Raw genomic sequence first — 19,560 nt, 5'->3', positions numbered from 1 at the left:
GAGGGGGCGCGTCGAGCAGACGGCTCAGACGGCACGGGCGAGCCGGCCCGGACATGCCGCGGCGACGACCCGGAGCAGGTCGACGTGCCGGCGCGACACCAGGCCGAAGGAACTCACGGCCTCACCGTAACGGATAGACCAGTCGGTCTGTCAAGGCGAACGTCTATGCTGCTCACATGGCGGTTCGAGCAGCGAAGGCGACCAACCGGCCCCTGCCGGCCGAGCGACTGCTCGACGTCGCGGCGGATCTCTTCGACCGGGAGGGGATCCGGGCCGTCGGCATCGAGCGACTCATCGCCGAGGCCGACGTCGCCCGTGCCAGCCTCTACCAGTCCTTCGGCTCGAAGGACGCCCTCGTCGTCGCCTACCTCGAGCGCGCCGACCGCGCGGACCGCGTCCGCTACGCGCAGGCGGTGAAGGCGCTCGGCACGGACCCGGCAGGTCGGGTCGCGGCGTTCTTCCGGCTCGCCGCGGCCGGCATGCGCCGGCGTCGCTTCCGCGGGTGCCTCTACGTCAACGCGGCGACCGAGTTCCCCGACGCCACCCACCCGGTCCACGCAGTCGTGGTCGCCCACCGCCGGTGGCAGCACGCCGAGTTCGCCGCCGCCGCGCGCCAGGCGGGCGCCGTGGATCCGCAGCGGCTCGCCACCCGCCTGCAACTGCTCTACGACGGCGCACTGGTCGGAGCGAAGGCCGACCATGAGGTCGGACCGCTCGAGGAGGCCGCCACGCTCGCGGCCGAGTTGCTCAGCACCCGCTGAGCCGAACCAGGACGTCCGACCAGGCCGACGGACGCCCAGTTCGACGCGACCGTCATCACTGCGCCGGGCTGAGGCCCGCCACCGCCAGCCGGAACAGGCGCTCGGCCTGGCCGGCGGGGTCGGCCCGGTGTTCCGTGGCCAGCACGACGCCGACGACCAGCGCGATCAGGTCCGCGACGGTGACGTCCGGCGCCACCGCGCCGTCCCGGGCGGCACGGCGGAGCAGCGGTCCCCCCGCCTCCTCCATCAGCACCGCACAGGAACTGGCCACCGGATCGGACCCGACCGCGGCGGCGTCGTCATAGGACAGAGCGGCCGCCAGCCCCCGAGCCGCGACCGAGTAGGCGAGCAGGTCCGTCAGCCACGCCAACAGTGCCGCCCGGCTGTCGTCCTCTCCGGCGAGATCACGCGCGCGCACGCACAACGCCTCGATCCGCTCCCGCGACACCGACTCCAACAGCGCGCGACGGGAGGGGAAGTGCCGGCGCACCGTCGCCGAACCGACCCCCGCCGCACGGGCGATCTGCTCCAGCGACGCACCGGCGCCGTGCGCGGCGACCTCCTCCTCGGCCACGGCGAGGATGCGCGCGTAGTTGCGCCGGGCGTCGGCGCGCTTGTGATCACCCACGAGTCCTCTCCGAGCGTGCTAAGTGGCGGGGCCCGCCGCATCGTACTGCTGCGACCGGACACCTCCGCACGTCAGCGGTGGCAGCCTGAGCGGGCTCGTCAGAGATCCAGCACGAGTCGGGGCGACCGAGAGCGGGAGCAGCACGGCATGATGACCTCGCCGGACGCCTGCTCCTCGGCGCTCAGGTAGGAGTCGCGGTGGTCCGGTTCCCCCTCGAGGACGTAGGTCTCGCAGGTTCCGCAGGTGCCCTCCCGGCACGAGGTCGGCAGGTCGATCCCGGCCTCCTCGATCGCCTCGGCGAGGGTCTGGTCGGCCCCGACGGTCACGGTGATGCCCGAGGCGTCGAGCTCGACCTCGAACGGGAGGTTCGCCCCCTCGAGCGCGCCCTCCTTGGGCCGGAACCGCTCGAGGTGCAGCGCGCCGGGAGGCCATGCGGCACAACGCTCCTCGACGGCGTCGAGCAGCACCCCCGGCCCGCAGCAGTAGACCGCGGTGCCCGGCTCGGGCGTGCCGAGGATGGCCTCCAGGTCGAGGATCCCGCGGGTCTCCTGCGGCCAGAACGTCACCTTGTCTCCGTGCCCGGAGAGCTCGCCGCGGAAGGCCATCGACGACTCCTGGCGGCCGCCGTAGAACAGCCGCCAGGGCTTCCCGGCCGCCTCGCACGCCGCGATCATCGGCAGGATCGGGGTGATCCCGATGCCGCCCGCGATGAACAGGTAATCGCTCGCGTCGACCAGGGCGAAGTTGTTCCGCGGCCCGCGGCACACGACCTGGTCGCCGACCGCCAGCCGCTCGTGCACGTGAGCCGAGCCGCCGCGACTCTCCGGCTCCCGCAGGACGCCCAGCCGCCAGCCGGACAGGTCCGCCGGATCACCGCACAGCGAGTACTGCCGCTCGAGGTCCGGGCCGAGGACGAGGTCGACGTGCGCGCCGGGCTCCCAGGCGGGCATCTTCTCCCCCGCCGCGGGCTCCAGGCGCAGCGAGACGATCCCGTCCGCCTCGGCCTCGATGGCCGCGACGACCGCGGTCAGGTCCTCCGTCACGGCCCGAGCACCTTCGCGGCGACGGCCTTGGTCGCCTCGGCGTCCCCGGTCAGCACCTGCACGGGGTTGACGACCATCATCTGGGTGATCTGGTCCTCGGTGACCCCGCGCTTGCGCAGCTCGGGCAGCACGTGGTCCGAGATGCGGTGGTGGTGCCAGTTCGGGGTGTGCTTCGCGCGCCAGGACGGCGGGGTGTTGATCGAGAAGAACCCGGCGTCGTGGGAGATCGTGATCTTCTCCGCGTAGCCCTGCTCGAGGAGCTTCGCGAGGGTGTCGACGCGGCTCTCGTCGTCGAGCACGAACTCCATCCCGAAGCGGTCCATGCCGATGAAGGAGCCGTTGTCCATCAGCTCCTTGAGGTAGTCCAGGTCCGTGGAGTCGCCGCTGTGCCCGATGACCGTGCGCTCGAGGTCCACGCCGTTGGCCGTGAACCACTTCTGCTGGTCGCGCCCGTTGGCGTAGGAGACGTTCGTGTGGGTCGAGATCGGCACGCCGGTCTCGGCCTGCGCCCGGGCCGCGGCCCGGTAGACCCTGTCGAGGTCCGGGGTGATGCCGTGCTCGTCGGTGACGATCTTGATGATCCCGGCCTTGACGCCGTCCGTGCGCGGGATGCCGGTGGTGATGTCCTCGACGAACATCGTCTCCAGCACGTCCGGCCCACCGAGGGTCTTCCCGACGAGCCCGTCCGGGCCGTGGGTGTGGAAGTAGGTCGGGAGGTCCTTGGCGGTGTAGTAGCCCGTGGCCACCACGATGTTCAGCGGCACGCCCTCGGCGAGGCGCTGCACCGTGGGGATGTCGCGGCCCAGCCCGAGCACCGTCAGGTCGACGAACGTGTCGATGCCCTTGTCCTCGTGCAGCGAGGTCAGGCTCTTCCGCGCCCGCTCGAAGATCGCCGCCTCGTCGTACTCCGGGTGCACGATGTTCTGCTCGAGCTCCGGGTTGCGGGCCATGATGTGCTCGTGCATCAGGGTGGTGCCGATCTGCGCGCTGTCGATCGGTCCGCGCAGGGTGTTCACGGTGCTCATGCGGTGCTCTCTCCTTCGGTGGTGTGCAGCGCGTCGCGGCGGGTGCGGGCCGCCGCCAGGCCCGCCTTGAGGAAGCCGACGTCCGAGCCGGCGGTGACCATCCGGAACCCCCGGTCGGCCTCGGTCACCGGGTCGCCGGTGATGCCGGCCGCGATCCCGGCCGCGGCGCAGGCCGCGGCGATCTCGGCGACGGCGGTGCGGTGCCGCTCGTCCCGGGGCCCGGTCACCGGGTCCAGGCCGAGGCTCACGGCGAGGTCACCGGGCCCGACGTACACGCCGTGCACGCCTTCGACCGCGGTGATCTCCTTCGCCCGCGCCACGCCCTCTGCGGTCTCGATCATGACCAGGCACAGCACCTGGCCGTTGACCGTCGTCGGGTCCGGTCCGAGGCCGTAGGCCGAACGGGTCGGTCCCCAGCTGCGCACGCCCAGCGGTGGGTAGTGCGCCGCCGCGACCGCCCGGCGGGCGTCCTCGGCGGACTCGACGTTCGGCACGATGACGCCTTCGGCGCCGGCGTCGAGCGCCCGCCCGATCAGGACGGGTTCGTTCGCTGCGACCCGGACCAGCGCGGTGGTGCCGGTGCGGGCGGTCGCCCGCAGCATCTCCACCGGGCTGGCGAGCCCGCCGACGCTGTGCTGCTGGTCGAGGTAGAGGTAGTCGAACCCGGCCATCGCCAAGGTCTCCGCCACGTGCGGGTCGCCCGTGTGGCAGGCCAGGCCCACGGCCCGCCCACCCGACTCCAGGATCTCCCGGAGCCGGTTGGGGTGGGCCTCGGTGGTGACCGCGTAGCTCATGCCAGAGCCTTGTCCAGTCGGTACCACTGCCGCGCTGACTCGTGCATCACCTTGGGCCGCATGGACTCCGGCATGACGTCGAGGACGGCGGCGAGGTCGTCGGTGTGCAGGTGCGGGTAGTCGGTGGCGAAGAGCAGGATGTCCTCGGACCCGAGCCACTCGATGATCCGCCGCGCGTGCGGGGCCGGGCCCAGGTCGGCCGGCGCGATCGAGAAGCGGAAGTGGTCCCGGATGATCTCGGTGGGCAGGCGGTCGACCCACGGGATCTCGCGGCGCAGGCCCTTCCACTTCTTGTTGATGCTCCAGCTCCAGGTGGGCACCCAGGCGAAGCCGCTCTCCAGCATGGTGACCCGCATGCCGGGGAACTTCTGGAAGATGCCCTCGTAGATCATGCTGGTCATCTGGGCGCCGTAGACCTGGATCTCGGCGGCGTACTCCTCGGCGTACCAGGAGGCGTAGCCCGTGGGCGAGGGTGCGTCCTCCGAGGTGCCGCCCCAGCTCAGGCCCATGACCAGGTCGTGGCGCGTCATGGCCTCGTAGATCGGCCAGAACACGCGCTGGCCGTAGAGCCGCTCGGAGCGCACCGGCATCGTGACCTGCACGATCCGCGGGTGGGAGCCGACGCGCTCGATCTCGGCGGCGGCCGCGGCGGGGTCCCGGGCGGGAACGACCATCGAGCCGACGAGCCGAGGGTCGCGGTCGAGCCACTCGGCGATCAGCCAGTCGTTGACCGCGCGGGCCAGCGCCGGGGCCCAGTCCGGATGGCGCAACGAGTCCACCCCGTAGGCGGTGTTGACCAGGGCGACCTCGGTCCGCCACGGGTCGAGGACGTGCTGCTGCAGATCCTCCAGGCGCGACGCCGGCGGGCGCCCCTCGGGCCGCCACTCGTCCCGCGCCGTGGTCGGCGCGTTCGGTGGGTAGGCCAGAGCCTGGCCGTTGGGGCCCTTCCAGCCCCGCTCCCGAGCGCCCTGGACCCACACCGGGTCCGTGTAGGGGAACAGCGCCTCCAGCGAGGGCGGGGTGGCGTGCACGTCGCAGTCGACGACGGGCCCGGCCCACAGGGCGTCCCGAGTGGTGCCCCGGGCGGCCCACAGGGCGTCCCGAGTGGTGCCCCGGAGCCAGGGGCCGGCAGCCGGCAGGGTGGATGAGCTCGACGCACTCATGACGATCCTCCTCGGGCCGGCCGCAGGGACAGCACGATGTAGTCGGATTCGACCGTCACGTCGACGGTCTCGGCGGTGTACGGGCCGGGGATCCGGCCGAGCTCGCCGCGGTCGAGAGCGGCCTGCACCTCGTCGGCCCCCTCGAGCGCGACCGCGAACGGCCGGGCTCGCAGCCGCGGGTTCCAGTAGGACCGGCCGTCCTCGACGTCGAACTCCCAGTTGTGGTACGGGCAGGTCACGAAGGTCCGAGCGGTGTCGAGCCGGACGTCGCCGGGGACGGCGGACTCGATCTGGTTGACGACCCCGCCCTCGCAGAGCGGCGCCCCGAGGTGCGGGCAGCGGTTGAGCATGGCGTAGAACCGCCCGTCGATGTTGAACACGCCGATCTCGCGGCCGTTCGCCTCGACGATCCGGCGCTCTCCCGGCGGGATCTCGTCGGCCCGGCCGACCACGAACCGGGTGGTGCGGGCCGGGCGGGTGGGTGAGGTCGTCACAGGATCTCCACCTCCTTCGTTCGGGGGCCGGCCACGGTCTCGACGTCCAGCCAGCTCGGGTCCAGGTCGGCGACGGTGCGGCAGCCCATGAGCCGCATCGTCCGGACCATCTCGGTGCGCAGGATCTCCAGGACCCGCTCGACGCCCGCGGTGCCCGCCGCGGCCAGCCCCCAGGCCGGCAGCCTGCCCACCAGCACGGCGCGGGCGCCGAGCGACAACGCCTTCAGCACGTCGCTCCCCCGCCGGATCCCGCTGTCCAGCAACACCTCGGTCCGATCGCCGACGGCGTCGACGATCCGTGGGAGCGCCGTCAGCGTGGCCGGGGAACCGTCGAGCTGGCGGCCCCCGTGGTTGGACACGATCACGGCGTCCGCCCCGGCGTCGACGGCACGCAGGGCGTCGGCCGGGGTGATGATCCCCTTGACGACGAGCGGCCCTGGCCAGTTCGCGCGCAACCAGTCGAGGTCGGTCCAGGTCGGCGAGTGCGAGCCCGCCCCGCCCCTGGTCATCTCGGTGAGCACCATCGGCTTGCCGTCGACGGTCACCTCGGCGGTGTTCGGGATCTCGAACGGCAGCCCGTCGAGCACGTAGCGGGCCAGCCAGGCCGGCTTCGGAAGCAGCTGGGGCGCGAGCTTCACCGCGTTGCGGGCGTTGACCCGCATCGAGTAGCTGAAGCCGTTCTTGTAGTCCCGCGAGCGGAACCCCGCGACGGCGGTGTCGACCGTGGCGACCAACGCCGAATAGCCCGCCGCCTCCGCCCGGCCGACCAGATGCTCCATGGTCGCCTGCGAGGAGAACCGGTAGAGCTGGAACCACTGCGGTCCCTCGACCGTCGCGATCTCCTCGAGCGTGTACCCGGCCGCGGAGCTGGCGACGTGGATCGTGCCCGCCCGCGCCGCGCCCGTCGCCAGGCCGATGTCGCCGTCCGGGTGCACCAGGCGCATCCCGCCGCAGGGGGCGGTGAGCACCGGCAGGTCGACCGGGGTGCCGAGCACCTTCGTCGACAGGTCCGGCTGGTCGACCCAGGTGGCCATCCGCGGGGCGAAGGCCACGTCCCTGAAGGCGCGGGCGTTGCGTGCGAGGGTCACCTCCCCCTCGGAGCCGCCGTCGACGTACTCCCGGATCCCGCGGGGCAGGGCCCGGGCGGCGGCGCGCTGGGCGTCCCCGGCGTCGAGCAGTCGCGCGGCTCGCCTGCGGCGGGCCTGTTCGACGAGGGTCATGTCAGGCCCCGACTGCCGGGATGCCGTGGCCGGACCGCAGCGGGATCTTGTACAGCGCGCTCGCGTTCGCCCCCAGGATCCGACGGCGCCGCTCCAGCGGGAAGGACCGCGGCACCGACTCGTACGGCGAGTCGAAGTCCCAGTGCGGGTAGTCGGAGGAGAACATCAGCCGGTCCGCGAACCCGGACTCCTCGAACATCGCGTAGACGTCGGGCGTCCACGCCGGGTCCTCGGGCTCCTCGACCGGCTGGGTGGAGAACCAGAAGTGCTCGCGCAGGTAGTCCGAGGGCTTGCGGGTCAGGTGCGGAACCTCGTCGCGCAACTTCTCGTAGGTGGCGTCGAGCCGCCAGGAGTACGGCACGGCCCAGTCCCAGCCCAGCTCCAGCAGCGCGATCCTGAGCTTCGGGAAGCGCTCGAACACGCCCTCGAAGATCAGGCTGGGCACCATCGAGACCGGCAGGACCGCGAACGCCGCGTGCATCTCGGCGTAGAAGTTCTGCCGACCGGCCCCGGTGGGCTGCCGGCCCATCCCCGGCACGTGGAAGCCCAACGGGATGTCGTAGTGCTCGCACGCCTCGAAGATCGGCCAGTAGCGCTGCTTGCCCAGCGGGTCCTGACCGGCGGGAGACATCAGCACCTGCACGTAGGAGTCAGCGTTGGGGCCCTCCTTGCAGCGCGCGATCTCGTCGGCGGCACCCGCGAGATCGCGGGGCAGGGTGATGCTCGCCTTGAACCGGTCGTCCGCACCCGCCCAGGTGTGGGCCAGGGCGTCGTTGTAGGCGCGGTAGATCGCGAAGGCGCACTCGTAGGGCATGTTCGCCCCGCCGTGGGTGATGATGTAGGTCTGCGGGCAGGTCAGCACGACCGCGGACATGTCGTACTTGTCGACCACCTGCTCCACGGCCAGGTGCGGGTCGACGCCGACGCGTCCCTGCTCGTCCACCGCGTCCAGCCGGTGGGTGAACTCGCGCTGCGAGGGGGCCACGCCGCCGCCGAAGCCGCCCAGCCCGTAGCGCGCGATGTAGTCGCGCCAGCGCTGCGGCAGGTGCTCGGCGACCTGCGGGTCGGTCGGCAGCGGCATCGGGTGGAAGTCCGTGTCGATGATGCCGAGCTTCTCCTCGACCGGGGTCGCGGCCGGCCGGACGTCGGTGAGGGTCATGAGAGGTGCTCCTTACAGGGCGCTGCGGCTGGTCTCGGCGGCGAAGAACACCGCGATCACCGTGAGCAGGCAGGTCGCGCCGATGAACAGGGAGATGCCGGCGGTACCGCCGCCCGAGGCGGCGAGCAGCGAGGCGCAGATCAACGGGGTGAACCCGCCGCCGACCGTCCCGGCGATCTGGTAGCCGAGCGAGGCGCCGGTGTAGCGCTGGGTCGTGGGGAACAGCTCGCCCAGCCACGCCCCGAGCGGGCTGTAGACGATGGCGTGCGTGAAGGCCGCGAGCGAGATGCCCAGGTACATCGCTCCGACGCTGCCGGTGTCCATGAGCGCGAACATCACCGGGATGCTGAGCGCCTGCAGGACGGCGCCGACGCCGACGACGAGCCTGCGGCCCCAGAGGTCGGACAGGTAGGCGAACACCGGCTGGAACACCAGGCCGATCGCCGCGGAGACGAGCACGGCGTTCAGGATGTCCGCCCGCGGGAAGCCGTCCTGGATGCCGTAGCTGACGATCCAGGTGCCGTACACCGCGCTCGCCGCGAACGCGCCCAGCACGAGCGCGACCGACAGCAGCAGGTTCTTCGGCCGGCGGAGCACCTCGACCAGCGGCACCTTCGGCGCCTCGGCCCGCTGCGCCTCCTCGCGGGCCTGCGTGAAGATCGGGCTCTCCTGCACCCCGAGCCGGATCCACAGGCCGATCACCACGAGCACGGCCGAGATCAGGAACGGGATGCGCCAGCCCCAGTCGAGGAAGGCGTCCCCGGCGAGCGCCGCGGCCAGGGCGAACACGCCGTTGGCCAGCAGGATGCCGCCGTAGAGACCCATCTGCGCCACCGAGCTGGACAGGCCACGGCGCTTCGGTGCGTGCTCCATCGTCATGAGCACGGCGCCGCCCCACTCGCCACCGGCGGAGACGCCCTGGATCAGGCGCATCAGCACCAGCAGAAGCGGCGCGGCCAGCCCGATGTTCGCGTACGTGGGCAACAGACCCACGACCGTGGTGGACACGCCCATCAGCACGATGGACAGCACGAGCATGCCCTTGCGGCCGACCTTGTCCCCGAAGTGACCCCAGATGATGCCGCCGATCGGCCGGGCGATGAAGCCCGCGGCGAGCGTGGCGAACGAGGCCAGGGTGCCCGCTGTGGAGCTGAACTCCGGGAAGAACAGCTGGTTGAACACCGCCGCCGAGGCGATGCCGAAGAGGTAGAAGTCGTACCACTCGATCACGGACCCGAAGAAGCTCGACACGAGCACCCGGTTCCGCATGCGGCGGCTGGATCGTTGAGGGGGATCACCGACCGGAGCGCCGTCGGCGCTGCGGGCAGCAATCTGCGAATCGGTCACCGTCGACCTCCGTGGTGGGAGCACGACCAGGCGGGACACCCGATCGTATATTCTTGTGCAGAAGAATATACGTTCCTCGGGTGGCGCTGTCCAGAGCGTCCGCGGCTTCGGCGGCGCGGCGGCGGTGGCGCTGGGCGCGCTCTGCACGGGGAGGCGGCCGAGCGCTGGGGAACGCGTCACACCAAGGCGGCCGAACACCTCGCGCACGGAGCAGGCTCACGGCCGGGACGACTCCGCGCGCGACGGCGGCCGCGCACCAGCGCGTGTACGTCGCCTACTGCGCGGCGAGGAGGGACGCCCCGCGATTCGCCCGGATCCGGCCGGTCAGCCGGCGAGGCGCCCCGGACCCCGCGGGGTCTGCGGCGCGTCCGGCTCGCCCCAGAAGTCCAGGGAGTCCAGCCACCGCATGAGCAGGTTGCCCGTGCCCATGAAGTGATCCTTGGCCAGCATGCGCGCCCGGTCGACGTCCCCGGCCGCGATCGCGTCGATCAACGGGGCGTGCTGGGTGCGGTTCACCTCGGACCAGCCGGGCACGACGTGGAAGTTCTCCGGGAACTGCAACGGGACGAGCCGGCTCGCCGCCTCGGCGAACCACTCCAACTTGGGCGCGTCGGCGATCACCGAGACGTAGTGGTGCAGCGCCGAGTTCAGCGACGTGGCCAGGTGCCCGTCGGACGGGTCGGCGTCGCGGATCTGCGCGTCCAGCTTCCGCAGCTCGTCCACGTCACGGGCCGTGGCCCGGGTGGCGGCCCGTGCCGCGAGCTCCCCTTCGGCGGTGCCCCACATCAGGTAGGTGTCCTCGACGTCCTTACGGCGCACCGCCGACACCCGGAAGCCCCGGTTGGGCTCGTGTGTCACCCAGCCGTCCTGGGTCAACAGCAGTAGCGCCTCGCGGACGGGCGTCACGCTCACCCCGAGCTGCTCCGCCAACTGGCCGAGTCGCAGAGGCTCGCCAGGCTGCACGGTCCGGCCCATGATCTGGTCCCGGATCGCGCTCGCGACGTTGCCGCGCAACTGCTCCTTCCCCGTCCGACCCACGCGCCGATCCTACCGAGCCGCCCGATCGCCGACAGTGACGGTGCGATGACACAAGGTCGACGTCTCCCGGGCCGAGCCTCAGCCCCGCGGCACACCCGGAACGGTGCGGGACCACAGGAGCCCCGTGACGCCGTCGAGGAAGGTCCTGCTCACGGCCACCGGGTCGGACAGGCAGCCGGCCGCCATCGCGCCGTCCCGCAGCATGACGAAATGCCGCGCGGCAGGCTCGGCAAGGCCGTCCCCGACCTGCGCGAAGAGATCCGAGAGCGCGCCCAGGAACCACTCGCGATGGGCGACGACCTGCCGGTGCACGGGGTGTGTCGGATCGGGGTACTCCGCCGCGGCGTTGAGGAAGGCGCACCCACGGAAGCCGGGGGCCTGGACATCCGCGGCGATGTCCGCGCCGATGGCCCGAAGAGCGTCCTCGGCCGACCCGTGCGCTGCCCGGGTCTCGTCGAGACGCTCGCGAAGGCGGCGATCGGCCTCCTGGAGGTAGGCGACCACCAGGTCCTCCTTACCGGGGAAGTGCCGGTAGAAGGTCGCCCGGGTCGTGTCGGCCTCCTCCAGGATCCGGTCGACGGGCACCGTGTGCAGCCCCTCGGAATAGAAGATCCGGCTCGCGGTGCCGAGCAGGCGCGACCGCGCCGCGGACGGCCGGTCGCCGGCGGTGCGCCCCATGCGCCAGAAACTATCAGATAGAACGTTCAGTCTTGACAGGAGCGACGGGCCTCTGCGACCGTCGACCAGGTCGAGCGAGACAGAACGTTCTCTCTCTCATGTCGAGGCCGCGCGCCCGCTCGACCACCTCGTCGTCGAAGGAGCATCCGTGAGTACCGCTGTCACCTCCGCCGCTGTCACCTCCACCGCTGCCGGCTTCGCCCCGGCACTGCGGCGGCTCTACTTCGTCCGGTCCGGGTTCGCGATCGTCTGGGCGATCCTGGTGGTCCTGACCGGACGTCAGTTCGGGCCCGTCGCGGCCGTCCTGGTCGTGCTCTACCCGCTGTTCGACGTGGCATCCGCCGTCGTCGACGCCCGGGCCTCGAGGTCGACCGGGTCGACCTCGTCGACCCGCGGGCCGTATCTCACCATCGCCGTCAGCCTTCTCGCCGCGCTCGGCCTGGGCATCGCCGTCGCCTCGGGCATCCCCGTGGTCCTGCAGGTCTGGGGCGTGTGGGCCATCGTCGCCGGTCTGATCCAGCTCGTGGTCGGGATCAACCGGCGGGCGCTGGGCGGCCAGTGGTCGATGATGCTCAGCGGCGGCATCTCCGTCGTCGCCGGCACCGGGTTCCTCCTCATGGCGGGCGCGGCGCACCCCTCGCTGGTCAACGTGGCCGGCTACGCCACCCTCGGTGGAATCTTCTTCCTCGTCTCGGCGCTGCGCCTCGGCCGCCCCACCACAGAGCGCTGACCACGACCGCCACGACTGCGACCGTCGACGTCGTCGTGATCGGTGCCGGTCGGGCTGGCCATCCTTCACGATCGACCTCGTCGATCACGGCCAGCGCGCCCTGCTCGCCGCATCGGAAAGTCGGATCTGGCGGGCGGCCCGGCTGATCCGCACACTGCGGATGTGAGGCGGGCGAGAGGAGTGGTACCCCGTGGCTTCGCAGGATGCAGGCGCGGACGTTCGCCGAGTCGTCGTCGGGGGCAGGCCGCTGACGGTGCCCGAGGTGGTCGCGGTTGCTCGGCACGATGCCCGGGTCGAGATCGACGCCACCGCCGCAGCGGCGATGTTCGTCGCTCGGGCGGCTGTCGATGAGCTCGCCGCATCCGACCGCGCGATCTACGGCGTGTCCACGGGCTTCGGTGCGCTGGCCTCGACCAGGATCGGCAAGGCGTCGCGGGACGCGCTGCAGCATGCTCTGGTCCGTTCCCATGCTGCGGGCACCGGCCCGGAGGTCGAGCGCGAGGTCGTCCGCGCCCTGATGCTCCTGCGGCTGCAGACCTTCACGACCGGCCACACGGGTGTGCGGTCCGAGGTGGCTGATCGGTACGTGGCGATGCTGAACCTCGGGCTGACGCCGGTGGTCCACGAGTACGGCTCCCTCGGCTGCTCGGGCGACCTCGCTCCTCTTGCGCACTGCGCCCTCGCCGCCATCGGAGAAGGCCAGGTCCGCACGGGCGACGGCGACGTCGTGCCGAGTTGCGAGGCGCTGGCCGCGCACGGACTCGTCCCGCTCCGGCTGGCGGCCAAGGAGGGGCTGGCACTGATCAACGGGACGGACGGCATGCTCGGGATGCTCGCCCTGGCCATCCACGACCTCGGCGCGCTGTTCACCGCTGCCGACGTCGCAGCGGCGATGAGCGTCGAAGCCCTGCTGGGTACGGACCGTGTCTTCGCGCCGGAGTTGCAGGGCGTGCGGCCCCATCCCGGGCAGGTGGCCTCGGCGCAGAACCTGCACCGTCTGCTCGCAGGCTCCGGAATCATGGAAAGTCATCGTGGCGAGGACTGCAGCGTGGTGCAGGACGCCTACTCGTTGCGCTGCGCACCCCAGGTCGCCGGAGCGGCGCGAGACACCCTTCGGCATGCCGCCGACGTGGCAACGATCGAGCTGGGGAGCGCCGTCGACAATCCCGTGGTGCTTCAGGACGGACGCGTGGAGAGCAACGGGAACTTCCATGGAGCCCCCGTCGGCTACGTCCTGGACTTCCTGGCCATCGCCGCGGCCGACATGGCGTCGATCAGCGAGCGACGCACCGACCGCCTGCTCGACCCGAGCCGTTCGCACGGGCTGCCGGCCTTTCTGGCGCAGTCACCCGGCATCGACTCCGGCATGATGATCGCCCAGTACGCCCAGGCAGCAATCGTCAGCGAACTCAAGCGCCTGGCGAACCCCGCGAGCGTCGACTCCATCCCGTCCTCCGCGATGCAGGAGGACCACGTGTCGATGGGCTGGTCGGCCGGGCGAAAGCTGCGCAGAGCCATCGACGGCCTGCAGCGCGTGATCGGCATCGAGATTCTCGCCGCGGCACGCGGGCTGGAACTTCGCGCTCCGCTCGAGCCCGGGGCCGCGTCCACCGCGGTGGTGACCCTGCTGCGCCGGAGCATCGCCGGAGTCGGCGCCGACCGTCGGCTCTCCCCCGAGCTCGAGCAGGTCACCGAACTGGTTCGTCGTGGTGATGTCGTGCGAGCGGCCGAGTCCGCGGTCGGCCCCCTCCAGTAGCCGCCGACGCAGTCCGCCTCGTCACGTGCACGCCACGTTCCCCGCGAGGACGACGCCGCCGATCAGCGGAACGCCGGGGCGGTAGGCGAGATGGATGTAGGACGGCGCCTTGAGCGTGAGGAGGTCGGCTCGTCGTCCCGGTGCGATCACGCCGACGTCGCTGCGGCGCAGTGCCGCCGCGCCGCCACAGGTCGCTGACCACAGGGCCTCGGCAGGGCTGAGTCCCATCTCGCGAACCGCCAGCGCGATGCAGAAGGCCATGCTGGAGGTGTAGGAACTGCCGGGGTTGCAGTCGGTCGCGAGCGCGACCGTGACTCCGGCGTCGATCATCCGTCTGCCGTCGGGCCACGGTGAGCGCGTCGAGAACTCGACTCCGGGCAACAACGTGGCGACGGTGACGTCGCCGGCCTCGGCCAGGGCTTCGAGGTCGTCGTCGGAGACGAAGGTGCAGTGGTCGACGGAGGCCGCCTTCAGCTGGACCGCCAGTGCGATGCCTCGGCCGTGTTGCAGCTGGCCGGCGTGGAGGCGCGGTTGCAGTCCGCGTTCTGCTGCGGCCTCGAGGATCGCGCGGGCCTCGTCGACCTCGAAGGCCCCTCGGTCGCAGAACACGTCGGCCCATTTGGCCAGTGGGGCGCACGCGTCGAGCATGGGCCCGCGGACGAGATCCACGTAGTCGTCCCTGTGTCCCTGATACTCCGGCGGCACGACGTGTGCGCCGAGGAAGGTCACCTCGGAGGTGGCCTCGGCGGCGATCCTCAGCGACCGGGCCTCGTCGTCGACCGTCAGGCCGTACCCGCTCTTGCACTCGAAGGTCGTGGTGCCCTGAGCCAGCATCTCCTGTCGCAGCGTGGTGACGGTGGCGAGCAGGGCGTGGTCGTCCGCCCGACGGGTCGCCCGCACAGTGGTCTGAATGCCGCCGGCGTCGTAGCTGGCTCCTGTCATGCGCGCGGCGAACTCCTCCGCTCGGTCGCCGGCGAAGACCAGATGTGCGTGGGAGTCGACGAATCCGGGGATCACCGCGCACCCGCCGACGTCGACCAGTCGATCGGCCGCCGGGGCCGACTTCTCGGGGCCGACCCACGCGACCCGGTCGCCGTCGACCAGCACGGCCGCGTCGCGGACGAGGCCCAACCGCGACTCGTCGCCCTGCGTCGGGTCGTTCGTGGTCAGCTCACCGATGTTCGTGAACAGCACCGTCACCGCACGGCCCCCTCCTGCCTGCTGTGCTCCCCGAACAACAGGTCCGCTGCGTCGACCAGCCGGCGGGACACATCCGTCACCACCAGGTGGCCCCGGTCCCGGACCACCGGCCGCCCGTCGACGACGACGTCGGTCACGTCGGCGGCGGTGGCCGCGAACACCGCCGTCTCGGCTCGCGGGCCACCGCCCGCGGTCCGCACGGATTCCATGTCGACCGCGACCAGGTCGGCGCGGTGTCCGGGGACGATGTGCCCGGCGTCGGTCCAGCCCAGGGCGTGCTGGCCGTCCGAGGTCGCCGACTTCAGCAGCAGGTCGGCGGGGAAGATCCCGCGCTCGCGGCACCGCAGTCGTTCGTCGAGCTCGACCGCGCGCGCCTCCTCGAACAGGTCGATGACGGCGTGGCTGTCGGAGCCCACGGAGAAGAGGCCGGCCGAGCGGGCGAGAAGGGCGGACGCGGGCCCGATGCCGTCGCCGAGATCGCGTTCGGTGGTCGGGCAGAAGCAGACCCCGGTGGCGGTGGAGTCCAGCATGGCCAGGTCGGACTCGGTCAGGTGCGTCGCGTGCACGGCTGTGGTGCGCGGACCGAGGACGCCGGCGTCGTGGAGCAGGGCTGTCGGGGTTCGTCCGTGGACGGCCACGCACTGCTCCACCTCGGCCGTCTGCTCCGAGGAGTGCACGTGCAGGGGGGCGCGGTGGGCGTCGGCCCACTCGACGACCGGGGGCATGTGCTGCAGCGGCACGCCGCGTACCGAATGCAGAGCCGCGCCGACGATCACGGTGTCCGAGCCGCCGAACTCGCGACGAAGGAGGTCGACGCGCTCCGCCCAACGCTCGCCGGAGCCGTCCCCGAAGCGACGTTGCACGTCGCCGAGTGGGGATCCGTCCACGCTCGCGCTCAGATAACAGGTGTCGAGGAGGGTCAGGCGCACGCCTGCGGAGGCTGCGGCCTCGACCAGTGCCCGGCCCATGGCGTTGGGGTCGTCGTAGGGCACCCCGCGGGCGCCGTGGTGCAGATAGTGGAACTCGCCGACCGAGGTCACCCCCGCCAGCGCCATCTCCGTGAAGACCGCCGTGGCGAGATCCCGGTAGGTGTCGGGGTCGAGCTTGTCCGCCGCCTGGTACATCAGGTCACGCCAGGTCCAGAAGGAACCTCGGTCGTGCTGCGTGCGGGATCGCAGTGCCCGGTGGAAGGCGTGGGAGTGTGCGTTCGCCAGGCCGGGCAGGACCAGCCCGCGCAGGACGGGTACCGCAGCGGGGCGCTCGACCCCGGTCACGACACGGGTGAAGCGGCCTTCGGCGACCGTGAGGAGGACCCCGTGTTCCACGGGCCCGCCACCCAGCCACGCGTGTTCGCACCACCACTGCTCCTCCGGGTCGTCCGACCGCAGGGCATCGGCTGCGCGGTGCAGGGCGTTCGACGGCGATGTCATGCCGCTGCCCATTCCTTCATCAGCGCAGCGAGTGCCGCTACCCCGAGGCGGCAGTCGGACGGTTCGGCGTGCTCGTCGGGCGAGTGGGACACGCCCGTCGGGTTGCGCACGAACACCATCGCGCTGGGCACGACCGCGGACAGGACGCCGGCGTCGTGGCCTGCGGCCGACTCCAGGACCGGGACTTCGCCGAAGGCCGTCAGCGCCCGGGCGATGCGGTCGCGCAGGGCGCGCGGGAACTCCACGATCGGGGACTCGGACTCGGCGCTGACCTGGAGCTGCACACCTTCGGCTGCGGCGTGCTCCGCGGCGTCGGTGAAGATCTCTCGGGTGAGGAGATCCAGGGCGTTCTGCGATCCCGCGCGCGCGTCCAGCCAGCTCTCCACCGACGAGGCGATGGCGTTGGCCCCGTTCGGCTGCACGGTGAGCTTGCCGAAGGTCGCCACGCACCCGTGCTGGACGGCACGCGACCGCGCCGATGCCACGGAGGCTGCATAGGCCAGCATCGGGTCGCGCCGATCCACCATCCGGGTCGCGCCCGCGTGGTTGGCCTGCCCGGTGAAGGACAGCCGCCATCGTCCGTGGGGCCAGATCGACGAGGCCACTGCCAACGGACGGTCCAGCAGGTCCAGCGCCCGTCCCTGCTCCACGTGAAGCTCGACGAAGACCCCTACGCGATCACGCAGCCGCCGATCCTGGCCGACCGACCTCGGGTCGCGTCCCGCGGCCTCGAGCACCTCGGCCAGCGTCCGGCCGTCGGAGTCACGCAGGCCCAACGCGCGCTCCGGCGCGAGCGCACCGGTCGACAGCTGCGAGCCGACACACGCGACACCGAAGCGGGCGCCCTCCTCGTCGGAGAAGGCGACGACACCGATCGGGGTCCTCGGCTCGAAGCCGGCCTCCTGCAGCTGCGCGACCGCGGCGAACGCCGACACCACGCCCAGCGGCCCGTCGAAGGCACCGCCGTCGGGCACGGAGTCCAGGTGCGAGCCCGTGACGAAGGCGTCACGTGGGTCGCCGGCCCAGCCCGGCGGGAACCACCAGGCCCACAGGTTTCCGTTGCGGTCCTGCTCGGTGCTCATCCCGCGCCGGTCGGCGCAGTCGACGAACCACTGTCGCAGGACCAGGTCCGGCTCGGTCCAGGCGAAGCGTCGGTAGCCGCCGAGTCGACCGACCCGTCCGATCCCGGCGATCTCCGACCAGAGCGTCTCGAACTCCGTCATCCGCCCTCCCGCATCGGGATGCGCACCCCTCGCTCCGCGGCGACCTCGGCAGCATGGGCGTACCCGGCGTCGACGTGGCGGAGGATCCCCATCCCGGGATCGTTGGTCAGCACGCGGGCGAGCTTCTGTGCGGCCAGCTCGGTCCCGTCGGCGACGGTCACCTGCCCGGCGTGGACGGACCGGCCCATGCCGACACCGCCGCCGTGGTGGATGGACACCCATGAGGCACCGGACGAGGTGTTGACCAGGGCGTTCAGAAGCGGCCAGTCCGCCACGGCGTCCGAGCCGTCGATCATGGCCTCGGTCTCGCGGTACGGCGAGGCGACGGACCCGGAGTCGAGATGGTCGCGGCCGATGACGACGGGAGCACTCAGCTCGCCGGCGGCCACCATCTCGTTGAAGCGGAGCCCGGCACGGTGCCGCTCCCCGTAGCCGAGCCAGCAGATGCGGGCGGGAAGCCCCTGGAAGGCGACCTTCTCGCCGGCCAGGGTGATCCACCGCCGCAGGTGCTCGTTGTCCGGGAACAGGTCGAGGACCGCCCGGTCGGTCGCCTCGATGTCCTCGGGGTCACCCGACAGCGCGACCCACCGGAACGGGCCCAGCCCCTCCTCGAACAGCGGCCGGATGTAGGCCGGCACGAAGCCGGGGAAGTCGAAGGCCCGCGCGTAGCCGGCCCTGCGGGCCTCGTCGCGGATCGAGTTCCCGTAGTCGAAGACCTCGGCCCCACGGTCCCTGAAGCCGACCATCGCCTCGACATGGGCGGCCATGGACAGCCGAGCCTGCTCGGTGAACCACGCGGGGTCCTTCTCCGCGGTCGTCCTCATGTCCTCGAAGGCGACGCCACGGGGCAGGTACGAGAGGGGGTCGTGGGCCGACGTCTGGTCGGTGACCACGTCGATCGGCGCCTCCCGGGCGAGGAGCCCGGGGAACACCTCGGCCGCGTTGCCGACCAGACCGATGGACAGTGGCCGGCGGGCGTCGCGAGCGGTGATCGCGCGGCGCAGCGCGTCCTCGACGTCCGTTGCGCGGACGTCGAGGTACCGGTGCTCGATACGGCGGTCGATCCGTGTCCGGTCGCAGTCGACGCAGATGACCACCCCGCCGTTCATGGTGACCGCGAGCGGCTGAGCGCCGCCCATACCTCCCACGCCGGCGGTCAGCGTGATGGTGCCGGCCAGCGAGCCACCGAAGCGCTTGCGGGCGACGGCACCGAAGGTCTCGAAGGTGCCCTGGAGGATGCCCTGGGTGCCGATGTAGATCCAGGAGCCGGCCGTCATCTGGCCGTACATCATCAGGCCGGCCGCCTCCAGCTTGCGGAAGTGCTCCCAGTTCGCCCAGTCCCCCACCAGGTTCGAGTTCGCGAGCAACACGCGTGGGGCCCACTCGTGCGTGCGGAGGATCCCCACCGGCTTGCCGGACTGGACGAGGAGGGTCTCGTCGTTCTCCAGCTCTCGCAGCGAGGCGACGATGGCGTCGAACGCGCCCCAGTTCCGCGCTGCTCGACCCGTCCCGCCGTAGACCACGAGCTCGTCGGGATGCTCGGCAACCTCCGGGTCGAGGTTGTTCATGAGCATCCGCAGCGCCGCTTCCTGCTGCCAGCCCTTACACGACAGCTGCGGGCCGCGGGCCGCGCGCACGGTACGCGCGGCGGATGTGTCAGTCATCGAAACCGTCCCGGTTCACGTGGCGTGTGGTGCTGCTAGTGGACCTCACATCCCCTCGCTCGCTCTACCTCGACGGAGTGCTGACTGTCCCGGATCCGAGACGTCGATGCGGAACGTGCGCGGGCGATGCCGAGCAGCGGACAGCCGCGTTCGCCGACGGCCCGGCCGAGGTGGAGGACAGGTCCCTGAAGTGCGGGTAAGGTTCTC

Annotated in this window: 18 protein-coding genes; 3 read left to right on the top strand and 15 right to left on the bottom strand. The window is 71.7% G+C overall.

Annotation, left to right across the window (positions count from 1 at the left end; genetic code table 11):
• Positions 1 to 176 precede the first annotated feature (176 nt).
• A complete protein-coding gene (locus AB0B41_RS02445) occupies positions 177 to 761 on the top strand; it encodes a TetR family transcriptional regulator (RefSeq protein ID WP_358198053.1) in 585 nt (194 codons plus the stop codon).
• A 55-nt stretch (positions 762 to 816) separates the two neighbouring features.
• On the opposite strand, the gene AB0B41_RS02440 is transcribed toward AB0B41_RS02445, so the two are convergent.
• The 11 genes from AB0B41_RS02440 to AB0B41_RS02390 all read right to left on the bottom strand — a co-directional run bounded on the left by AB0B41_RS02440 (position 817) and on the right by AB0B41_RS02390 (position 11,350).
• Complete coding sequence (locus tag AB0B41_RS02440) at positions 817 to 1,389, bottom strand: helix-turn-helix domain-containing protein (RefSeq protein WP_358198051.1); 573 nt, start codon at positions 1,387 to 1,389, stop codon at positions 817 to 819.
• A 98-nt stretch (positions 1,390 to 1,487) separates the two neighbouring features.
• Positions 1,488 to 2,432 (bottom strand): PDR/VanB family oxidoreductase, encoded by a 945-nt coding sequence (locus AB0B41_RS02435; RefSeq protein ID WP_358198049.1) that lies wholly within the window; start codon positions 2,430 to 2,432, stop codon positions 1,488 to 1,490.
• On the bottom strand, positions 2,429 to 3,457 hold the full coding sequence (locus tag AB0B41_RS02430; protein WP_358198047.1) for a phosphotriesterase-related protein: 1,029 nt from the start codon (positions 3,455 to 3,457) through the stop codon (positions 2,429 to 2,431). Before AB0B41_RS02430 ends, AB0B41_RS02435 begins: the two co-directional genes overlap by 4 nt.
• Positions 3,454 to 4,251 carry an aldolase/citrate lyase family protein gene (locus tag AB0B41_RS02425; RefSeq protein ID WP_358198045.1) on the bottom strand — a complete coding sequence of 266 codons (798 nt, stop codon included), beginning with the start codon at positions 4,249 to 4,251 and terminating at the stop codon, positions 3,454 to 3,456. Before AB0B41_RS02425 ends, AB0B41_RS02430 begins: the two co-directional genes overlap by 4 nt.
• On the bottom strand, positions 4,248 to 5,414 hold the full coding sequence (locus AB0B41_RS02420; RefSeq protein ID WP_358198043.1) for an amidohydrolase family protein: 1,167 nt from the start codon (positions 5,412 to 5,414) through the stop codon (positions 4,248 to 4,250). Before AB0B41_RS02420 ends, AB0B41_RS02425 begins: the two co-directional genes overlap by 4 nt.
• Entirely contained in the window at positions 5,411 to 5,908 is a 498-nt protein-coding gene (locus AB0B41_RS02415) for a Rieske (2Fe-2S) protein (RefSeq protein ID WP_358198041.1), read from the bottom strand. The genes AB0B41_RS02420 and AB0B41_RS02415 overlap by 4 nt, the downstream gene beginning before the upstream one ends.
• On the bottom strand, positions 5,905 to 7,128 hold the full coding sequence (locus AB0B41_RS02410; protein ID WP_358198039.1) for an alpha-hydroxy acid oxidase: 1,224 nt from the start codon (positions 7,126 to 7,128) through the stop codon (positions 5,905 to 5,907). Before AB0B41_RS02410 ends, AB0B41_RS02415 begins: the two co-directional genes overlap by 4 nt.
• A gap of 1 nt (position 7,129) precedes the next feature.
• Entirely contained in the window at positions 7,130 to 8,287 is a 1,158-nt protein-coding gene (locus AB0B41_RS02405) for an amidohydrolase family protein (protein WP_358198037.1), read from the bottom strand.
• Between the two features lie 12 nt (positions 8,288 to 8,299).
• Complete coding sequence (locus tag AB0B41_RS02400; protein ID WP_358198035.1) at positions 8,300 to 9,556, bottom strand: MFS transporter; 1,257 nt, start codon at positions 9,554 to 9,556, stop codon at positions 8,300 to 8,302.
• A 402-nt stretch (positions 9,557 to 9,958) separates the two neighbouring features.
• Positions 9,959 to 10,672: a GntR family transcriptional regulator gene (locus AB0B41_RS02395; RefSeq protein WP_358198033.1), complete on the bottom strand. Its 714-nt coding sequence runs from the start codon at positions 10,670 to 10,672 to the stop codon at positions 9,959 to 9,961.
• Positions 10,673 to 10,750: 78 nt separating this feature from the next.
• Positions 10,751 to 11,350: a TetR/AcrR family transcriptional regulator gene (locus tag AB0B41_RS02390; protein ID WP_358198031.1), complete on the bottom strand. Its 600-nt coding sequence runs from the start codon at positions 11,348 to 11,350 to the stop codon at positions 10,751 to 10,753.
• Between the two features lie 148 nt (positions 11,351 to 11,498).
• Here AB0B41_RS02390 and AB0B41_RS02385 point away from each other — a divergent pair, with 148 nt between their 5' ends.
• Positions 11,499 to 12,080, top strand: a complete 582-nt coding sequence (locus tag AB0B41_RS02385; protein ID WP_358198029.1) for a hypothetical protein — start codon at positions 11,499 to 11,501, stop codon at positions 12,078 to 12,080.
• 190 nt (positions 12,081 to 12,270) lie between these two features.
• A complete protein-coding gene (gene hutH / locus AB0B41_RS02380; protein ID WP_358198027.1) occupies positions 12,271 to 13,836 on the top strand; it encodes a histidine ammonia-lyase in 1,566 nt (521 codons plus the stop codon).
• 21 nt (positions 13,837 to 13,857) lie between these two features.
• On the opposite strand, the gene hutI is transcribed toward hutH, so the two are convergent.
• The 4 genes from hutI to hutU are packed head-to-tail and all read right to left on the bottom strand — an operon-like array spanning position 13,858 to position 19,353.
• Complete coding sequence (gene hutI, locus AB0B41_RS02375; protein ID WP_358198026.1) at positions 13,858 to 15,036, bottom strand: imidazolonepropionase; 1,179 nt, start codon at positions 15,034 to 15,036, stop codon at positions 13,858 to 13,860.
• Positions 15,033 to 16,466 (bottom strand): formimidoylglutamate deiminase, encoded by a 1,434-nt coding sequence (locus tag AB0B41_RS02370; protein WP_358198024.1) that lies wholly within the window; start codon positions 16,464 to 16,466, stop codon positions 15,033 to 15,035. The genes hutI and AB0B41_RS02370 overlap by 4 nt, the downstream gene beginning before the upstream one ends.
• Positions 16,463 to 17,689, bottom strand: a complete 1,227-nt coding sequence (locus tag AB0B41_RS02365; protein ID WP_358198022.1) for an allantoate amidohydrolase — start codon at positions 17,687 to 17,689, stop codon at positions 16,463 to 16,465. The genes AB0B41_RS02370 and AB0B41_RS02365 overlap by 4 nt, the downstream gene beginning before the upstream one ends.
• Complete coding sequence (gene hutU / locus AB0B41_RS02360; RefSeq protein ID WP_358198020.1) at positions 17,686 to 19,353, bottom strand: urocanate hydratase; 1,668 nt, start codon at positions 19,351 to 19,353, stop codon at positions 17,686 to 17,688. The genes AB0B41_RS02365 and hutU overlap by 4 nt, the downstream gene beginning before the upstream one ends.
• Between the last annotated feature and the right edge of the window lie 207 nt (positions 19,354 to 19,560).

Source organism: Pseudonocardia sp. NPDC049154 (assembly GCF_040648315.1).
Lineage (GTDB): Bacteria > Actinomycetota > Actinomycetes > Mycobacteriales > Pseudonocardiaceae > Pseudonocardia.
Note: the sequence above shows the minus strand (reverse complement) of the source record. Positions and strands in the feature narration are given on the sequence as shown.

Bases quoted from the DNA above. Each gene is read 5' to 3' on its own strand.
- AB0B41_RS02365 (WP_358198022.1), bottom strand. From the start codon at position 17,689: ATGACGGAGTTCGAGACGCTCTGGTCGGAGATCGCCGGGATCGGACGG.
- hutU (WP_358198020.1), bottom strand. From the start codon at position 19,353: ATGACTGACACATCCGCCGCGCGTACCGTGCGCGCGGCCCGCGGCCCG.
- AB0B41_RS02405 (WP_358198037.1), bottom strand. From the start codon at position 8,287: ATGACCCTCACCGACGTCCGGCCGGCCGCGACCCCGGTCGAGGAGAAG.
- AB0B41_RS02390 (WP_358198031.1), bottom strand. From the start codon at position 11,350: ATGGGGCGCACCGCCGGCGACCGGCCGTCCGCGGCGCGGTCGCGCCTG.
- AB0B41_RS02425 (WP_358198045.1), bottom strand. From the start codon at position 4,251: ATGAGCTACGCGGTCACCACCGAGGCCCACCCCAACCGGCTCCGGGAG.
- AB0B41_RS02400 (WP_358198035.1), bottom strand. From the start codon at position 9,556: ATGCGGAACCGGGTGCTCGTGTCGAGCTTCTTCGGGTCCGTGATCGAG.
- AB0B41_RS02370 (WP_358198024.1), bottom strand. From the start codon at position 16,466: ATGACATCGCCGTCGAACGCCCTGCACCGCGCAGCCGATGCCCTGCGG.
- AB0B41_RS02410 (WP_358198039.1), bottom strand. From the start codon at position 7,128: ATGACCCTCGTCGAACAGGCCCGCCGCAGGCGAGCCGCGCGACTGCTC.
- AB0B41_RS02430 (WP_358198047.1), bottom strand. From the start codon at position 3,457: ATGAGCACCGTGAACACCCTGCGCGGACCGATCGACAGCGCGCAGATC.
- AB0B41_RS02420 (WP_358198043.1), bottom strand. From the start codon at position 5,414: ATGAGTGCGTCGAGCTCATCCACCCTGCCGGCTGCCGGCCCCTGGCTC.
- AB0B41_RS02445 (WP_358198053.1), top strand. From the start codon at position 177: ATGGCGGTTCGAGCAGCGAAGGCGACCAACCGGCCCCTGCCGGCCGAG.